Source organism: Halomonas sp. KO116, from assembly GCF_000734975.2.
Classification (GTDB): domain Bacteria; phylum Pseudomonadota; class Gammaproteobacteria; order Pseudomonadales; family Halomonadaceae; genus Vreelandella; species Vreelandella glaciei.
In genome coordinates this window covers 3,353,092-3,369,129 of record NZ_CP011052.1, presented here as the reverse complement: position 1 = coordinate 3,369,129, position 16,038 = coordinate 3,353,092, and the positions used below count along the sequence as shown (strand labels likewise).

The window sequence follows — 16,038 nt, the reverse complement described above, 5'->3', positions numbered from 1 at the left end:
TTTGTCATACCGACCCCTTATCAATGTCACGAGGTTTATCGCATGGTTGCGTTGCCACGCCCCGCTGTGACCGCTGTTAGTGTTGTAAGTGTTTGTTTTATAGTTACATTGGTGGCTGGCTGCGCAGGTTCCTCTCGACAGAGCAATATGCAGGCCCCTGAAAACTACTTCTCTATGTCGTTGCCGGGTATGGGGGCGAATCCGCAAATGTCGCCGGTTGATCCCATCGATGCGCAATTGCGCAGTATGCAAGTCCCGCCGCCAACAGTGGTGCGCGAGGCGCTGCTGGCCCAGCATCAGCGCTGGGCAGGAACGCCTTACCGGATTGGCGGCACGACAGAAAGAGGAATTGACTGCTCGGCCCTGGTTCGCAATGTTTACCGTGACACCTTTAATTTAGAGTTACCGCGCTCCACTGGAGGGCAAATACACGAGGGACGCCCGATCGACCGCCAAGAACTGCAGGCGGGCGATCTGGTGTTCTTCAGCCCCCCAGGTCGATATAACCATGTCGGCATTTATGTCGGTAATGGCTATTTTCTGCATGCCTCGACCTCGAAAGGGGTGATTATTTCCAGCTTGGATAATAGTTACTGGCGGCGTTACTACTGGCAGGCGCGTCGTGCCCTGGAGCCAACGCATTTGGCCCAGCTAAGCGGAAGTGTTTTCTAGCCGTCAGGCCTCTCACTTTTTAGTTAGGAACGGCATGATTGAAGCCAAAACGCGCGCCTGGTGGCGCGCCACCTTGGCGCTTTGCCTCGGCTCATTTCTTGTTTTTATTAATCTTTATGCACCGCAGCCGTTGTTGCCAGGGTTAAAGGAGACTTACGATGTCTCGACCCTGGGTGTCAGCTTGCTCATGTCAGTATCGACCCTCTCTCTCGCCTTGGCTTTGCTGGTATTTGGCCCCCTTTCGGATGCCATCGGTCGCGAAGGTATCATGCGCATAACCCTGCTGCTGGCAGGCGGCTGCTCCCTTGCTTTGGCCTTCGCGCCCACCTTTGAAAGCTTGTTACTACTGCGCTTGGTGCAGGGCTTCGTGCTGGGCGGGTTGCCAGCAGTGGCTATCGCCTGGATGGGCGATGAGTTTGAGAAGCCAGCGCTATTAAGTGCGGTAGGGCTCTATATTGGCGCTAATTCGCTCGGCGGAATCAGTGGGCGTATTGTCGGTGGGGGCGCTGCCGAAATAGGTGGCCCCACCGCGGCATTTTTAGCGGTCGGTATCATGACGCTAATCGGCTGCGTCGTATTTTGGCGGTTGTTGCCCAATAGTCGCGCCTTTACTCCCCAGCGCTTTGAGCTGCGCAAAGCGGCCAGTGATTTAGTCAGTCATCTGCGCAACCCGGTGCTGCTGGCCGCTTACTGCTTGGGCGGCATCAACTTTCTGATCTTTATTAACCAGTACAGCTATATCACCTTCCGCTTAGCGGCGGTGCCATATCAACTGGCGGCCAGCGGTTTGGGGCTGATTTTCTTAACTTATCTAGGCGGCACTTTTGGCTCGATGATTTCCGGTCGGTTGGCAGGACGTTTTTCGCCGGCGGCATGCATGATGGTGGGGGTGCTGATTTTAATGCTGGGCACGGCGATCACCTTATCTGAGTCGCTAGTGCTGATTATTGTCGGGTTAAGCATCAATGCCTTCGGCTTTTTCCTGGCGCACTCGTTGGCTTCCAGTTGGGTGGGGCGTTATGCCCAGGGCGCCCGGGGCAGTGCCTCGGCGCTCTATCTGGTGTTCTACTATGTGGGTGCCAGTCTGGGTGGCTTCTGGTTAGAGCCGTTCTGGCGCTGGGCAGGCTGGGCCGGGGTGAGCATTGGTTCGTGGTTACTGCTAAGTATTACGCTAATGATTGCCTTCGGCCTCTGGCGCTTTGAACGTCGCCAAGCGGTTGGTTAACTACCATCAACTACCATGGGTTCAATTGGCCACCGCTTAAGTGCAAGCGCTGTGGGCAAAGCCGTTCCAGTAGTGAGCTGTCGTGACTGATCACCAGCACGCCAAGCTGGCGTTGTTCCGCCTCCCGTTTTAGCGCCTGCCACAGCTCAAGTTGAGTGATGGGGTCGAGCATCGTTGATATTTCATCGGCGATTAGAAAGCGTACCTCTGGTGCAAGGGCACGCAATACGCAAACGCGCTGTAGCTCTCCCCCTGATAACGATTGTGGAAAACGAGATAGCCAGCTTGGCTGCACGCCAAACGTTTGGCACTGCGCGTTAGAAGGCGTCCACGCTTCGCGTAAAATCTTGCCGACTCGCCAGCGGGGGTTAACCGCCAGCTCCGGCGACTGCGGCAGCCATTGAACGGGCTGTACACCGCTTTTCGGCAGGGCCTTACCATCTAAGCTTACCTCTCCTTCAAACGGAGCTAAGTAGCCTGCCAGTAGTTTTCCCAACGTCGATTTGCCTGCCCCTGAGTCACCGCTCAACCCTGCCCACTGGCCCGCGTTCAGCGTGAGTGAAACGGAATCAAACAAAGGCGCATCGGGTGAGAAATGAAAGCTAAGTTGGCGCGCTTCAAGCAACGGTGGCCTCCTGTTCCGTCTGTGGAGCATGGCTTACCGCGTGGCTCGAAAAGCTATTGTCGGGCAGTGCTAACCACAATGCCTGGGAGTAAGTGTTGGTAAGCGAAGCGCCGCTGTCTTGAAAGGCGCGGGCCGGGGCCGTTTCGACCTGCTGGCCGTTACGCATAATGGTAACGCGATCAGCAATCGGCAGGGCGTGGCGCAGGTCGTGGGTAATTAATATCACCGTTTTTCCTTGGTCGGCCAGTCCGCGCAGTGCATCTAAAACACGCTGGCGATGGAGAGGGTCTAGGCCCACTGTGGGCTCATCGGCAATCACTAGCTGTGCCTGACTAACATGAGCCATCGCCGCCAGTACGCGACGTGCCATGCCGCCGGAAAGCTCATGGGAGTAGGCCTGCTGGGCGCGAGCATCTAGCTGGTAGTGGTCTAAGGCACGTTGGGCGGCGTGTCGAGCGTGACGTGACGAGTGTCCGGCGCGCTGGGCCGCCCAGGCCACTTGGCGTTTGGTGCGCGCCAGTGGGTCTAGTGCGTTAAGCGACTGAGGAATAAGCGCCAGCTCCCGGCCGCGAAGCTTGCGTTGACGTGATGCATTCAGCGGTTCGCCCTTGTAGCCAATTTGCCCACTCAAACGAGCAGGTGTTGGTAGTAACCCCATCACTGCGTAGGCCAAGAGACTTTTTCCAGCTCCTGAAGCGCCGACCACTGCATGCACTTCACCCGCGGAAAATTTTAGTGAACATTCATTCAGGCAGGTGGCCCATTCACGCTTCCACCAGGAGACATATAACGGTAGCTGTAGCGACAGCCGATCAATCGTTAACACGGTAAACCTCCCATCAGTAATCTCCTTGAAAGCGCTAAAGGGCCCGGCGTAGATGAGTGGAAAGGCGCTCGAATCCCAGCACCATCAACAGCAGCCCCAGGCCGGGAAATACCCCCAGCCACCAGTAACCGCCGCTCAAATAGCGCATGGCATCGGCCAGCAGTACGCCAATAGCGGGCTGGCTGGGGCTCAAGCCAAATCCCAAAAAGGTCAATGCCGCTTCGTGGAGAATGGCGTGAGGGAACAGCAGCAGGGCACCGACTAAGCAGTGGGGAACAAGATGGGGTAATAGATGGCCGTGGATCACAAACCAGCGTGATTTACCTAGCGCCCGGGATATTCGCACATAGGGTGCCTGGCGCAGTTGCAACAGCTCGGCGCGTAGCACCCGGGCCAAACTCGGCCAGTGGGTGACGGCTACGGCAATAATCACTGCCTGGGTGCCGCCGCCCAGGGCAAAGGCGATCAACATCAATAAAATCAGGTGGGGCACACTGAGTAGCGTATCAATCAGTAGACTTACCAGCGCATCCAGCCGCGCTGATAGCGTGGCCAGTGCCGCCAGGCTCAGTGCAATCAGTGTGCTTAGTAGCGCCGCCAGGCAGCCCACCCAAAAGCTGAGTGCCAGCCCGGCCAGGGTTTTTGCCCAAAGTTCCCGACCTAGCGCGTCGGTACCTAACCAGTGGTCAAGGCTGGGCGGGGCCAAGCGGGCGTCAAACTGCATCTGCTGAGCTGAATCACCCAGCAGCCACTGGCTGGCGACCAGCCCCGTCACCAGCAGAACGGTGACGCCCAGGCTGAAAGCGGCACGCAGGCGTGGTTGAGCATCGCGGCTTGTTAGGGCGAGTCTCATAGGCCGCCCTGCTTAATGCGAGGGTCGATAACGCCATAGAGCGTATCGGCGATCATATTGCCGACGCTGACAAACAGCGCGGTAAAGAGGCCAATGCCTAGCAGCAGGGGAACGTCACTGCGCAGTCCCGCTGCCACCGTGGCCTGACCTAAACCGGGGTAGGCAAATACCTGTTCAATAAGGATAGAGCCGCCGAATAGCTCGCCCAGTGAAGCAAACGCCAGCGTCATCGCTGGTAGGCTGGCATGGCGCAGGCCGTGGCGCCAGGCCACATCAATTCGGCTGGCACCCTGGGCGAAAGCATGAGTGGCCACCTCTGAGCGCATTAGCTCAAGCATGCGAGCGCGGGTGTGAAGAGTGACATTGGCAATGCCCAGCAACGCCAGGGTGGCGATCGGCAGTATCAGATGGTGCAGGCGCGTAGCGAGAGTGACATCTTGGCTTAAGGTGCCCGTTGGGCCAGCGCAGCAAGTGGGTGTCCAGCCTAGCGTTACTGAAAAAAGCAGCACGGCAAGTATCGCCAGCCAGAAGGCGGGCGTGGAGGCGGTAATATAGGCGTAGGTACTAATGATGTTATCCAGCGTGGAACCCTCTTTAGCACCTGCCACAACGCCTAGGCTAAATCCGAGCAGCGCTGCGAGTAGCCAGGCGCTGCCCAGAAGCATGATTGAGCGCTGAAATCGCTGGCCAATAACCTCGCTAACCGGCTGGTTATACACATGGCTCCAGCCTAAATCACCGCTTACCAGCTGGCGCAGCCAGTGGCCAAACTGAACGGCGGGTGGCGCATCGAATCCCCAGCGTTCGGCAATCAGTGCACGCTGCTCAGGGCTTACCTGCGCCATTTGCGGGCCGAGGTAGGCATCCACAGGGTCGACGGGCGAGACCATCATCAGCCCAAATGACACCAGGCCTACGCACAGCAGCACCAGCGTCAGGCGGCCCAAGCGCCTTGCAATACGCAGGATCAGTCGCACGTCCAGCGCCACTCAAGCAGATTAGCGGTGATGGGCCAGCCGTGACCATGGGGCGCTACGCCAAGCTCGCCAACGTCTAAACAGGTGTTGGCGAAGTAAACGTGTTCAAGGTTAACCAGCCACGCCCAGCTGCTATCGCCGCGTACGCCATAGCCAGTGGTGCCATCCCACTGGGCAGCGCGCCAGTACTGGTTAGCAGTTTCGACACTCTCCGCGGCCTGAGCGGCATCTAAGTGTGTATCCACTTCAGTGTTAGCGTAGAGGCCGCTGTTATAAAAACCGTTGCCCCCATGCTGGCTGTGAAAAAGGTAATAAACCTCTTGGGGGCTGTGACTGCCAAAGCCGAACATGATGGCGTCCTGGTGAATCGCTTCACGCTGGATTTCATCCCAGTGGCGGCCTGTCGGCTGCATCTCGATGCCCAATGGGCGAACCATCTCGGTACTCACTTCCGCAAGCAGTTGTCGGGTGGTATCGCTTGAGGGGTAGGTAAGCCGAAAGCGAGCGGGCAGGCCATCTTTATAGCGCAGGCCATCGTCCCTCAGTTTCCAGCCAGCGGCGTCAAGTAGCTCATTCGCCTGGGCAAGGTCAGGTGCGTCTATCCGCTCTTCATCACTACTCCAGGGAAGGCCGTCTGCCGGGCCAAAGGCGGGGCGACCAAAGCCGTGCAGTGCTACTTCCACCAGCGTATCGCGATCAACGGCCAAATTGATCGCTTGACGAATGGCGGGGTCAGCCGTGACATCGTTGCCAATCGGTGCGCCGGAAGTGGCATGCTCGCCGGTGGCTGGCTGCATGGGGAAAAGAATGCCGCGATTATCGACGCTCTCCATGGTGACCCGTTGCATATGCTCAGGCACATTGGCCGCCAACGCCGGTGGAATTGATGCGATATCGACCTGGCCTGCATGGGCCGCACTGAGCGTGGCGTCTTCGCCGGTAAACAGAAATATCAGGCGATCAAAGGTGGGGGCAGGGCCGTAAAAATAGGGATTTCGTTCAACTATCAGCTGTTCGCCTTCCTGCCACTCCACCAGTTGATAGGGTCCAGAGCCCAAGGGATGTCGGCCGTATTGTTCGTTATAGCCGCTATCCCGCTCGGCGTGGGGCACAATGCCCAGCGTCATCAGTTGGTCTATAAAGGTAATTCGCGGGGCGTGAAGGCGAAGGGTGACGGTCTGATCATCAATGGCGCTCGCCTCGGCAAGCGCGCTTAAGTCTGCCCGCCCACCTGCCTCTGCCGCGGTATTAAAGGTGTAGGCCACATCTTCGGCGGTCAACGAGATGCCGTCGGCAAAGCGGGCGTCTTCACGTAGCGTTAGCGTCCAGGTGAGGCGATCTTCAGAGAGCGACCACTCGGTGGCTAATTCTGGCTGCGGCGCAAGATCTTTCCCCCGCGAGAGCAGCGTCGACTGAAACAGCGGAGTGCCATACTGCCCCCAACCCAAAAGTGGATCGAAGCCCTGTTCGGGTTCGCCACCAATGGCCAGAATTAACCGCTCTTTTGCCTCGGCGGTGCTGATGGCAGCTAAACAACTTAGCGCAATACCCAGTAAGATAGGCCGAGTTGGTGGAGCCATCGCTTTATCCTTTACGCTATTTAGTATGATGTTTTTACAATAACATCATACTAACGGTGGCGGCAGCACATGGAAAGCGGGTCTTATGAGAGGAGGCGTGAATGCAGCGTGTAACGGTAACGCTTGATGAGGAACTGGTGGCAGAAGTAGATGCGCTAATGCGTGAGCGCGGCTACCAAAATCGCTCAGAAGCGATTCGTGATTTAACCCGCAGTGGCTTAAAGCAGGTGAGAGAAGAGGCTGCACCGGACTCGCCCTGCATGGGCGCGCTGGTGTATGTTTACGACCATGCCGCTCGCGAGCTGTCCAAGCGCTTGACCCGTCATTCCCATGACCATCATGACCTCACGCTTTCGACCCTTCACGTGCATATCAATCATGACAGTTGCCTGGAAGTAGCGCTGCTCAAAGGTCAAGGGCGTGTACTTAAGCAGTTCGCCGCTGAAGTTACCTCGTCGCGAAGCGTGCGCCACGGGCAGCTAGTGCTGATACCCGATGAATAAGCCCGCTTTTCAGATGCCAAAAAAAAGGTGACCCGGAGGCCACCTTTTTTGATCGGTAGCGTGAGCGTCTTAGTGCTCTACGCCGCCTTCGCCGTGCACGTGGCCGTGCTCAACTTCTTCACTACTCGCTTCACGTACTTCAGCGATCTCAACGTCAAAGTTGAGCTGCTGGCCAGCCAGCGGGTGGTTGCCATCGACAACAACTGTATCGCCTTCGACTTTCTTGACGGTAACCATTAGCGGGCCACCTTGAGTCTGGGCTTGGAATTGCATGCCCGGCTCAATGCTTTCAACGCCCTGGAACGCATCGCGCGGTACTTCTTGCATTAGCTGCTCTTGCAGCTCGCCATAACCTTCTTCAGGAGAAACGCTAACGTTCAGCTTTTCGCCAGCAGCACGACCTTCCAGCTCTTTCTCAAGGCCCGGAATAATGTTACCGGCGCCATGGAGGTAGGTAAGCGGCTCACGGCCTTCGGAACTGTCTAGCACTTCACCTGCATCGTTGGTCAGAGTGTAGTGAAACGCGACAACCGAGTTTTGCGCAATTTGCATGGAATAACCTTTCGGTGAGTGCATGTTCCAATATGGTAACGCGTGTAGGCTGACTTGTCAGGGGGGGTGGCGGCGCTTTTTCCTACTCACCACTTTCGACGGTATTGCGCGCCAGGGTGACCAGGGATACCCTACGGCCATCACTTTTTTCTTTGCCCTATCATTTTGGAGCATGCAATGACGATCTTGATTATTTGGCTTATCGCCTTTTGCCTGATTGCTTATTTTGTCAATGACCGCTGGAACAAGGGTGTTAGCCAAGGGTTGGATAAGATGTTGCCCAGTGTGCTGAAGAGCCATGGCAACAATCGCTACTTATGGGTGATTTCGCTGGCAGTACTGGGAGCCACCACTCTGATCCAGCCCGTAGAGATGCTGTTGGTGGTCATTCTGCTAGCTCTTATTGGCTGGGCCATCATGGCTCTAGCTAATTGGGCAAGTAACAAGACTCATCATTAAGTTATCCGCCATAAAAAGTCAGTTGCCATAAAAAAGCCCGGCCATCTAATAAGATGGCCGGGCTTTTTTGATAACAAAATACTATTGAACGATAGCAATCAATTAATAAGGTGCAACACTCATGCTGGCGCCGCTACCGATTAAGCGTACCCGCTGACCAGCCTGGAACTGGCGGTCTGCACGTTGTACAACGATAACGTCGGTACCGTCGTCACGACGAATTTCCATTTCCAATGCGTCAACGCGGTTAGTCGCGTCTTCAGCTGCAGTGCCAGCTACGGCACCACCGAGAGCGCCTGCCACGGTTGCTAGCTGGCGACCTGAACCACCACCCACTTGGTTACCCAGAAGGCCGCCGATAATGGCGCCACCGCCGCTGCCTAAAAGGCCTCCAGCGCGGCTATCGGCTTGAATCTGTACCGGGCGAACCGCCACGATAGTGCCGTAGGTAACGCTTTGGCCGGTTTTTGCTTGGTTGCCGCTATAGACATCACCCGAGTATCCCGAGGTGTTGGCACATCCAGCCAACGTGAGAATACTTAAAGCTACAGCCGGTAGAAGAAGACGTTTCATTAAAACCTCCAGAGTGTCTATTGAGTTAACTGTCGCCCACACTGCCGTCGTTAAAAGCAAAGTGAAGAGCGATTATAGTTATAGAACGGTGTTCGCTAAAGATAGCTGATGTAAAGCATTTTGACCAGCAATCAATGGAAAAGGTCAAAGCTGACAAAAAAGTAGTCAAGAAATATCATAACGGAGAGTGTAACAGCGTATTAAGAAAACAGTGTGCAAATACTCAGAGCGAACCAAAACAGGAGGCCGTTAGGCCTCCTGTGCAGGGATCAAAAAGTAACGTGGGCGATTACTAACCAAATTGATTCATGGTGTTGTCTTTGCCCCCGGCTTTGAGCGCGGCATCACCGTGGAAGAACTCTTTATGATCATCACCGATATTGGAGCCTGCCATATCCTGATGGCGAACCGTGGCGATGCCTTGACGAATTTCCTGGCGCTGTACGCCTTTCACGTAAGCCAGCATACCTTCATCGCCAAAGTAGCCTTTCGCCAGGTTGTCGGTCGAGAGGGCGGCCGTGTGGTAAGTCGGCAGCGTAATTAAGTGGTGGAAGATGCCTGCGTCGCGAGACGAATCGCGCTGGAAGTTGCGCGTCCACTCATCGGCCAGCTGGCCCAGTTCGGTGTCGTCGTACTCGGCGCTCATTAACTTGTCACGCTGGTAGGCAGAAACATCCTTACCCTCTTCCTGCCAAGCACCGAACACCTGCTGACGGAAGTTCAGCGTCCAGTTGAACGACGGTGAGTTGTTGTAAACCAATTTGGCATCCGGCACGACATCGCGAATCCGGTTAACCATGCTGGCGATCTGGCCCACGTGGGGCTTCTCGGTTTCGATCCACAGCAGGTCGGCGCCGTTTTGCAGGCTGGTGATGCAGTCAAGAATCACGCGATCTTCACCAGTGCCGGGTTTGAACTGGTAGAGGCCCGAAGCGAGGCGCTTGGGTTTCACCAGCTTACCGTTCTGCTTGATGACCACGTCGCCGTTATTAATGTCGGCGGCGTTTTCGATCACATCCCCGTCGAGGAAGCTGTTGTACTGGTCGCCGAGATCACCTGGCTCATTGGTGACGGCAATTTTTTGCGTCAAACCCGCGCCGAGTGAGTCGGTACGCGCAACGATAACGCCATCTTCAATGCCGAGTTCCAAAAAGGCGTAACGCACGGCGTTAATTTTGGCCAGGAAGTCTTCATGGGGCACGGTGACTTTACCGTCCTGGTGGCCGCACTGTTTCTCATCGGAAACCTGGTTTTCCAGCTGGATGCAGCAGGCGCCCGCTTGAATAAACTTCTTGGCGAGCAGGTAGGTGGCTTCTGCGTTACCAAAGCCGGCGTCGATATCGGCGATGATTGGGACGATATGCGTCTCATAGTTGTCAATTTTACCGATCAGTTCCTGCTCTTTTGATTTGTCGCCAGTCTCTTTGGCTTCATCCAGGGCACGGAATAGGTGGTTAAGCTCCCACGCATCGGCTTGTTTCAGGAAGGTATAGAGTTCTTCGATGAGATTCGCAACAGAGGTCTTTTCGTGCATTGACTGGTCGGGCAGCGGACCGAACTCGGAGCGCAGCGCGGCAACCATCCAGCCGGAAAGGTAGAGGTAGCTACGCTTGGTGGTGCCAAAGTGCTTTTTGATCGAGATAAGCTTCTGTTGGCCTATAAAACCGTGCCAGCAACCCAACGACTGGGTGTACTGTGCGGTATCAGCATCGTAAGCGGCCATATCCTCGCGCATGATTTTGGCGGTGTAGCGAGCGATGTCCAGGCCGGTGTGGAAGCGGTTTTGTGCACGCATACGGGCGGCGTATTCCGGTTTGATGGCTTCCCATTTGCCGCCTTGAGCTTCGCGTAACTGGGCCATTGCTTTGATATCGTCGAGCAGTCCTGTCATGAGCTTATCCTCTTCGGTAGTGAACGTATTTTGCAAATCAGCACTTGCTTATGCTGCACCTGCGAGGTTGTATTTAGCATTATTGAATTTCGTGATTGTGTCTCTAGGCCAATCGTCTCTCATGCAAACGTCTTGAAAGCTGGAAGCAGTAACGCTAGAGACCTCCGCTACAGCGTTGAGCGGGCTTTATGGATTGACCAAATCGGCTTAACGCTGCAATGCAATAACTATCCACGAGGATGGCGCCTTCAACAATTGACACTTGGGGGCAGAGGCCGTTGTAACCCGACGACAGGGAGGTAGAGGAAGGGAGGGTTTGTGTAGTGGTTTTTCGTCAAACAGGCATAAAAAAGCACTGCCGAGGCAGTGCTAGAGATCCATCAAGAGGGCTTGTTAATCGAGCGAAAGCGTCATTTCTCGATGGGGAATGCCTGCATCCAGGAATTCATCGCCATGAGCGATGAAGCCCAGCCGCTCATAAAACGCTAGAGCATGGACCTGAGCGCTGAGGGCGACCTGGAGGTGGCCCGCATGACGCGCTGCCTCAATCGCAGCCTGCATCAACAGTACGCCAATGCCGGTGCCACGGGCAGTAGCGAGTACCGCGACACGGCCAATGTGCGCATCGGGTAGCAAGCGTGCGGTGCCCACTGGCTGGCCGTCAAGCATAGCGAGAAAGTGCTGGCACGCGGGATCCAGTCCATCCCACTCCTCATCCTGAGGCACGTTCTGCTCGTCGATAAACACCTGGCGGCGGATCTCGCTAGCCGCCGGGCCAAGTGTCTCCCAATCGCCAGTGCTAATGTGGGTAATGGCCATTAATACTCCTCGTCGTCCTCACCCTCATCACTCATAAAGCCCAAGCTGCCGGTGTTGACCAACTGGGTGATGAGCGCTGCGGCACCGTCAAGCTCAAGGTCTTCGGTGTAAAGGGGCTTGGTGTCGGCTAGGCGCTTGGCTAATTCAGTTGAACAGGCGTGGCCGTCACCATCCACAAATAGCGTGGTGCCGCTGGCGTCGTGTCGCCAGGCAAAGCGTGAGCCAGGCATATGGTAGAGCGGTTCACCCTCTTGTAGTTGAGCAACAAGCGCCGCTTCGGTTAGCGGCGTTTCAAGCGGCACCACTTGATCCACATACTTTGGCTGGGTCATCACCCGGCCAAACCACTGGGCAACCTGGGTTGGGTTATCCAGCGTCGACATAATCAGTTGGCGCATACGCTCGACGGCGTCGTCGTCCAGCTCACCGACCTGCTCGGCAGGCGCCATGCCCGCATCACTGTAACGCTGTGAGGCAGGAAGCTGCTCGCCCAAATAATCGGCATAGGAGGTAATCGCCTCATCAGCGGAGGGCGCGCGGAAACCAATCGAGATCGTCATGCAATCATCGCTTTGGCTCACACCGTGATGTGCCCAGCCGGGGGGGAGATAGAGCATGTCGCCGGGGTCAAGCACCCAGTCGGAGTCCGGCTCAACGGTGAATTCTTTCAGGATGCGAAGATCGATACCTTGGATGATCGGCGCATCTTCCGTGAGCTTGCCGCCCAGCTGCCAGCGGCGATGGCCGCTGGCTTGGAGTAAGAAAACATCGTATTGATCGATATGCGCGCCCACATTGCCACCAGGAGGCGCGTAGCTGATCATCACGTCATCGAGCCGCCAGCGCGGCAGGAAATCAAACTCGTCCATTAGCGCGGCGACCGCAGGCACATAATGGTCAACGGCCTGCACGAGAAGACTCCAGTTGTTCTCTGGCAGCCGTTCAAAGGTGGCTTCGTCAAAGGGGCCGTGGGAGACCTGCCAGGGCCCATCGGGGCCTTCTTCTTCGACCAGGCGTGCCTCTACGCCAGGCTCGCAGGCGAGCCCCGCCAGCTCATCAGCTTCAATCGGGCTAATGAAGTCGGGCATTGCGCCACGAATCAGCAGCGGCTTTTGCTGCCAATAATTGGCCAGGAAGTCTGCGGCGGTAAGATCGCCCAGCAGTGTTAGCGGCTTATCGTGATGGTTCATGGCGTGTCCTGGTGTAGTGGTCGCAGCAACGTTGGTTACAGCAAGTTGGTCACAACAAATGGGTTACAGCGAGTTTAGCTGATGCGTCAGTGCTTCGGCTTGTGCCTGGGCATTACCAATATAGTTGGCCGGTGAAAGCGCCTTCAATTCGGTTTTGACGTCGCTGGGTAGTTCAAGGGTATCAATAAACGCCGCAAAGCCTGCTTGGTCAATACGTTTGCCCCGGGTCAGCTGCTTGAGTTTTTCGTAGGGCTTCTCAATGCCGTAGCGGCGCATTACCGTTTGAATCGGCTCGGCGAGCACTTCCCAGCTGTTATCCAGATCAGCGTCTAAACGTTCAGGGTTGGCTTCAAGCTTGCTGATGCCTTTGAGGCTGGCGTGATAAGCAATTAAGCCATACGCCAAGCCCACGCCTAGATTGCGCAGCACGGTGGAGTCAGTCAGGTCGCGCTGCCAGCGGGAGATCGGCAGTTTTTGCGCTAGGTGGCTAAGCACTGCATTGGCCAGGCCCAGGTTACCCTCGGAGTTCTCAAAATCGATTGGGTTAACTTTATGCGGCATGGTGGATGAGCCAATTTCGCCCTCGACCGTGCGCTGCTTAAAGTAGCCCAGTGAGATGTAACCCCATACGTCGCGATCAAAATCGATCAGGATCGTATTGAAGCGGCAAATGGCATCAAACAGCTCGGCGATATAGTCGTGAGGTTCGATTTGAGTCGTGTAAGGGTTGAACGTTAACCCCAAGCCCTCCACAAAAGTGCGCGCATTGGCTTCCCAGTCGATCTCTGGGTAGGTAGTCAGGTGGGCATTGTAGTTGCCCACGGCGCCATTGATTTTGCCGAGCACTTCCACCGCTTCAATTTGCTTGAGCTGGCGCTTGAGGCGATAGGCCACGTTGGCCATTTCCTTGCCCAGGGTCGTAGGGGTCGCGGTTTGACCGTGGGTGCGCGACAGCATCGGCTGGGCGGCATGGGCAATCGCCAGCTTGGCAATTTCGTCAGCCACTTCGTGCATGGTGGGCAGCATGGCGTTAAGGCCGTCGCTGAGCATCACGCCGTAGGAGAGGTTGTTGATATCTTCGCTGGTGCAGGCAAAGTGAATGAACTCGGTCACTGCGTGGAGCTCGGCCTGACCTGCGATCTTCTCTTTCAGGAAGTACTCAACCGCTTTGACATCGTGATTGGTGGTGCGCTCGATCTCTTTGATCCGTTCGGCATCGGCAATCGAAAACTCACGAATCAACTGTTCAAGAAACGCCGTCGCTTCAGCGGAGAGGGGCGGCACTTCGACGATTTTCGTGTGCTCGGCCAAGCGCTGCAACCAGCGAACTTCCACAATCACACGGGCGCGGATCAGGCCGAATTCGCTGAAGTGTTCGCGCAGGGCGGCGGCTTTAGAGGCGTAGCGGCCGTCAACGGGGGAGAGGGCGGTCAAAGCAGAGAGTTGCATGGCATGGTTTCCAGGTAGTTCGAGAGCAGATTAATCGAGAACAAGTCGGTCAAATAGATTGGCGGACTAGTTGAGGCTGTCCAGCGCCCGGCGTAGCGCTTTGCGCTGGAAGACCAGCTTCCAGCGCCGCCCGCCTTGCTGGTGCCACAGGAGTCCAAAGCGAATGCCGGCCATTAAACAGGCGCGAACGCGTTCAGGCATCATGCGGCTTTGCAGCAGGGATGGGTCGCCTTGCACCACAATGCGGGTTTTAAAGGTGGAGATCGTCTCTTGGTACGCTTCCCCTAGGCTGGCGACCACGTTTTCATGGGTGGGACCGAAGTGCTCGGCCTGACCCTGGATACGGGTAAGCTTTTGGCCCAGGGAATCCATCATGTTGGTATTGGTGCGCAACTTGTTCATCAGCATGAGCAGCGAGAAGCCGTAACGCAGCACCACCGGGTTCGCCTGTTTGCGCCCTACTAAGGCTTCCAGCGTGTCCAGGCCGCGGCGCAAGTTGTTGGGGTGGCCACCATAGATGGCTTCGAAGCTTGCCGGATTGGTATCCACGGTGGCTTCAATCAACGTTTCCCAGGCGCGCGGGTCTACCTGACCGGTGCGGGCGAGTTCGTCCACCAGACTGGCGGCTTGAAACACACCGGCCAGCGCCAGCGCTTGGCGAGCTGCCGGGGAATCAGGCGCGCGATGAATCGGCGTAGTGGGGTTCATGCAGCAGCCTCCGCGGCTTTCTTCCAGGTGGCGCGAATAACGCCGCCACCCAAGCAAATGTCGCCATCGTAAAGCACCAGCGACTGGCCAGGCGTGACTGCCCACTGAGGATCATCGAAGGTGATCTCTACGCCGCCGTCGGGCAGCGCGCGCATTTCACAGCCGCAGTCACTTTGCCGGTAACGCGTTTTGGCGGTAAAGCGGCCCTGCTGAACCGGCGGCTCGCCTGCCACCCAGTCCATCACCTCGGTGGCCAAGGTGTCGGAGTAAAGCAGTTGATCGTGCTTACCCTGCACCGCGATCAGTACGTTGCGATCTAAGTCTTTCGCCGCCACGTACCAGGGCTCTTCTGAGTAGTTGGCAAGCCCGCCAATGCCTAGCCCCTGGCGCTGGCCCAGGGTGTAATACATCAGGCCCATATGTTTGCCGATGACATCGCCATCCGGCGTTTCAATGGTGCCGGGCTGGGCGGGTAGATATTGCTGAAGGAAGTCGCGAAAGCGCCGCTCGCCGATAAAGCAGATACCGGTAGAATCTTTTTTCTTGGCGGTAATCAGTCCATGCTCTTCTGCCAGCGCACGCACGGCAGGCTTTTCCAGTTCACCCACGGGGAACAGAGTGCGGGCAATGGCGGCTTCCGGCACCGCATGCAGGAAATAGCTTTGGTCTTTATTACCGTCGAGTCCTTTCAGCAGGCGCGGTCGGCCTTCACGAACCCCTTGTCGAACATAGTGGCCGGTAGCGATTTTGTCGGCCCCAAGCATTTCGGCGTACTCAAGGAACACCTTAAACTTGATTTCGCGGTTACACAGAATATCCGGGTTGGGCGTGCGGCCCGCTTTGTATTCGGCTAAAAAGTGCTCAAATACGTTATCCCAATACTCGGCGGCAAAATTAGCGGTGTGCAGCTTAATGCCCAGCTTTTCGCAGACAGCCTCGGCGTCGGCGAGGTCCTCTTTGGCCGTGCAATATTCGGTGCCGTCGTCTTCATCCCAGTTTTTCATAAACAGGCCTTCCACCTCATAGCCTTGCTGCATGAGGAGAAGGGCAGAAACAGACGAGTCAACGCCGCCGGACATACCGACAATCACTTTGCCGTTAGCGTTTGGCGCAGTAGTGGATGGCATAAGCATCCT

The 16,038-nt window shown here is 56.4% G+C and carries 17 protein-coding genes; 4 read left to right on the top strand and 13 right to left on the bottom strand.

Features of this window, described 5'->3' with window-relative positions:
* Positions 1–147 precede the first annotated feature (147 nt).
* Both KO116_RS15520 and KO116_RS15515 read left to right on the top strand, forming a co-directional pair.
* Positions 148–672, top strand: coding sequence for a C40 family peptidase (locus tag KO116_RS15520; RefSeq protein ID WP_035555940.1), 525 nt, complete (start codon positions 148–150; stop codon positions 670–672).
* A gap of 34 nt (positions 673–706) precedes the next feature.
* Positions 707–1,897 carry an MFS transporter gene (locus KO116_RS15515; protein ID WP_035555938.1) on the top strand — a complete coding sequence of 397 codons (1,191 nt, stop codon included), beginning with the start codon at positions 707–709 and terminating at the stop codon, positions 1,895–1,897.
* 10 nt (positions 1,898–1,907) lie between these two features.
* Here KO116_RS15515 and KO116_RS15510 read toward each other — a convergent pair whose 3' ends face one another.
* Genes KO116_RS15510 through KO116_RS15490 form a run of 5 tightly spaced genes read right to left on the bottom strand, consistent with a single transcriptional unit; the run spans position 1,908 to position 6,758 of the window.
* On the bottom strand, positions 1,908–2,522 hold the full coding sequence (locus KO116_RS15510; protein ID WP_082072608.1) for an ABC transporter ATP-binding protein: 615 nt from the start codon (positions 2,520–2,522) through the stop codon (positions 1,908–1,910).
* The gene (locus KO116_RS15505) at positions 2,515–3,348 is read right to left on the bottom strand and encodes an ATP-binding cassette domain-containing protein (RefSeq protein WP_035555934.1); all 834 of its coding nucleotides are present in this window, start codon (positions 3,346–3,348) and stop codon (positions 2,515–2,517) included. The genes KO116_RS15510 and KO116_RS15505 overlap by 8 nt, the downstream gene beginning before the upstream one ends.
* 34 nt (positions 3,349–3,382) lie before the next feature.
* Positions 3,383–4,201, bottom strand: a complete 819-nt coding sequence (locus KO116_RS15500; protein WP_035555933.1) for an ABC transporter permease — start codon at positions 4,199–4,201, stop codon at positions 3,383–3,385.
* Complete coding sequence (locus tag KO116_RS15495) at positions 4,198–5,178, bottom strand: ABC transporter permease (RefSeq protein WP_035555931.1); 981 nt, start codon at positions 5,176–5,178, stop codon at positions 4,198–4,200. Before KO116_RS15495 ends, KO116_RS15500 begins: the two co-directional genes overlap by 4 nt.
* Positions 5,169–6,758 (bottom strand): ABC transporter substrate-binding protein, encoded by a 1,590-nt coding sequence (locus KO116_RS15490; protein ID WP_035555929.1) that lies wholly within the window; start codon positions 6,756–6,758, stop codon positions 5,169–5,171. The genes KO116_RS15495 and KO116_RS15490 overlap by 10 nt, the downstream gene beginning before the upstream one ends.
* Positions 6,759–6,859: 101 nt before the next feature.
* Here KO116_RS15490 and nikR point away from each other — a divergent pair, with 101 nt between their 5' ends.
* The gene (gene nikR, locus KO116_RS15485; protein WP_035555927.1) at positions 6,860–7,261 is read left to right on the top strand and encodes a nickel-responsive transcriptional regulator NikR; all 402 of its coding nucleotides are present in this window, start codon (positions 6,860–6,862) and stop codon (positions 7,259–7,261) included.
* 69 nt (positions 7,262–7,330) lie between these two features.
* Here the strand turns inward: nikR and KO116_RS15480 are convergent, their stop codons facing one another.
* Complete coding sequence (locus KO116_RS15480) at positions 7,331–7,813, bottom strand: FKBP-type peptidyl-prolyl cis-trans isomerase (RefSeq protein WP_008958526.1); 483 nt, start codon at positions 7,811–7,813, stop codon at positions 7,331–7,333.
* Between the two features lie 177 nt (positions 7,814–7,990).
* On the opposite strand from KO116_RS15480, the gene KO116_RS15475 reads away from it, so the two are divergent.
* On the top strand, positions 7,991–8,272 hold the full coding sequence (locus KO116_RS15475; RefSeq protein WP_035555924.1) for a hypothetical protein: 282 nt from the start codon (positions 7,991–7,993) through the stop codon (positions 8,270–8,272).
* Between the two features lie 102 nt (positions 8,273–8,374).
* Here KO116_RS15475 and KO116_RS15470 read toward each other — a convergent pair whose 3' ends face one another.
* From KO116_RS15470 to mnmA, 7 genes are all read right to left on the bottom strand, one after another.
* A complete protein-coding gene (locus tag KO116_RS15470) occupies positions 8,375–8,845 on the bottom strand; it encodes a glycine zipper 2TM domain-containing protein (RefSeq protein WP_035555921.1) in 471 nt (156 codons plus the stop codon).
* A gap of 292 nt (positions 8,846–9,137) precedes the next feature.
* Positions 9,138–10,736, bottom strand: a complete 1,599-nt coding sequence (locus tag KO116_RS15465; protein WP_035555918.1) for an isocitrate lyase — start codon at positions 10,734–10,736, stop codon at positions 9,138–9,140.
* A 393-nt stretch (positions 10,737–11,129) separates the two neighbouring features.
* Entirely contained in the window at positions 11,130–11,555 is a 426-nt protein-coding gene (locus tag KO116_RS15460; RefSeq protein WP_035555916.1) for a GNAT family N-acetyltransferase, read from the bottom strand.
* Complete coding sequence (locus KO116_RS15455) at positions 11,555–12,745, bottom strand: cupin domain-containing protein (RefSeq protein ID WP_035555914.1); 1,191 nt, start codon at positions 12,743–12,745, stop codon at positions 11,555–11,557. Before KO116_RS15455 ends, KO116_RS15460 begins: the two co-directional genes overlap by 1 nt.
* A 63-nt stretch (positions 12,746–12,808) precedes the next feature.
* A complete protein-coding gene (purB, locus tag KO116_RS15450; protein WP_035555912.1) occupies positions 12,809–14,194 on the bottom strand; it encodes an adenylosuccinate lyase in 1,386 nt (461 codons plus the stop codon).
* A gap of 66 nt (positions 14,195–14,260) precedes the next feature.
* The gene (gene hflD, locus KO116_RS15445; RefSeq protein ID WP_035555910.1) at positions 14,261–14,902 is read right to left on the bottom strand and encodes a high frequency lysogenization protein HflD; all 642 of its coding nucleotides are present in this window, start codon (positions 14,900–14,902) and stop codon (positions 14,261–14,263) included.
* A complete protein-coding gene (gene mnmA / locus KO116_RS15440) occupies positions 14,899–16,029 on the bottom strand; it encodes a tRNA 2-thiouridine(34) synthase MnmA (RefSeq protein ID WP_035555908.1) in 1,131 nt (376 codons plus the stop codon). Before mnmA ends, hflD begins: the two co-directional genes overlap by 4 nt.
* Between the last annotated feature and the right edge of the window lie 9 nt (positions 16,030–16,038).

What these genes read in the sequence shown, in the direction of transcription:
- KO116_RS15520 (WP_035555940.1), top strand. Translation starts at nt 148, where the DNA reads ATGCAGGCCCCTGAAAACTACTTCTCTATGTCGTTGCCGGGTATGGGG.
- KO116_RS15515 (WP_035555938.1), top strand. Translation starts at nt 707, where the DNA reads ATGATTGAAGCCAAAACGCGCGCCTGGTGGCGCGCCACCTTGGCGCTT.
- KO116_RS15500 (WP_035555933.1), bottom strand. Translation starts at nt 4,201, where the DNA reads ATGAGACTCGCCCTAACAAGCCGCGATGCTCAACCACGCCTGCGTGCC.
- KO116_RS15490 (WP_035555929.1), bottom strand. Translation starts at nt 6,758, where the DNA reads ATGGCTCCACCAACTCGGCCTATCTTACTGGGTATTGCGCTAAGTTGT.
- nikR (WP_035555927.1), top strand. Translation starts at nt 6,860, where the DNA reads ATGCAGCGTGTAACGGTAACGCTTGATGAGGAACTGGTGGCAGAAGTA.
- KO116_RS15480 (WP_008958526.1), bottom strand. Translation starts at nt 7,813, where the DNA reads ATGCAAATTGCGCAAAACTCGGTTGTCGCGTTTCACTACACTCTGACC.
- KO116_RS15475 (WP_035555924.1), top strand. Translation starts at nt 7,991, where the DNA reads ATGACGATCTTGATTATTTGGCTTATCGCCTTTTGCCTGATTGCTTAT.
- KO116_RS15470 (WP_035555921.1), bottom strand. Translation starts at nt 8,845, where the DNA reads ATGAAACGTCTTCTTCTACCGGCTGTAGCTTTAAGTATTCTCACGTTG.
- KO116_RS15465 (WP_035555918.1), bottom strand. Translation starts at nt 10,736, where the DNA reads ATGACAGGACTGCTCGACGATATCAAAGCAATGGCCCAGTTACGCGAA.
- KO116_RS15460 (WP_035555916.1), bottom strand. Translation starts at nt 11,555, where the DNA reads ATGGCCATTACCCACATTAGCACTGGCGATTGGGAGACACTTGGCCCG.
- KO116_RS15455 (WP_035555914.1), bottom strand. Translation starts at nt 12,745, where the DNA reads ATGAACCATCACGATAAGCCGCTAACACTGCTGGGCGATCTTACCGCC.
- purB (WP_035555912.1), bottom strand. Translation starts at nt 14,194, where the DNA reads ATGCAACTCTCTGCTTTGACCGCCCTCTCCCCCGTTGACGGCCGCTAC.
- hflD (WP_035555910.1), bottom strand. Translation starts at nt 14,902, where the DNA reads ATGAACCCCACTACGCCGATTCATCGCGCGCCTGATTCCCCGGCAGCT.
- mnmA (WP_035555908.1), bottom strand. Translation starts at nt 16,029, where the DNA reads ATGCCATCCACTACTGCGCCAAACGCTAACGGCAAAGTGATTGTCGGT.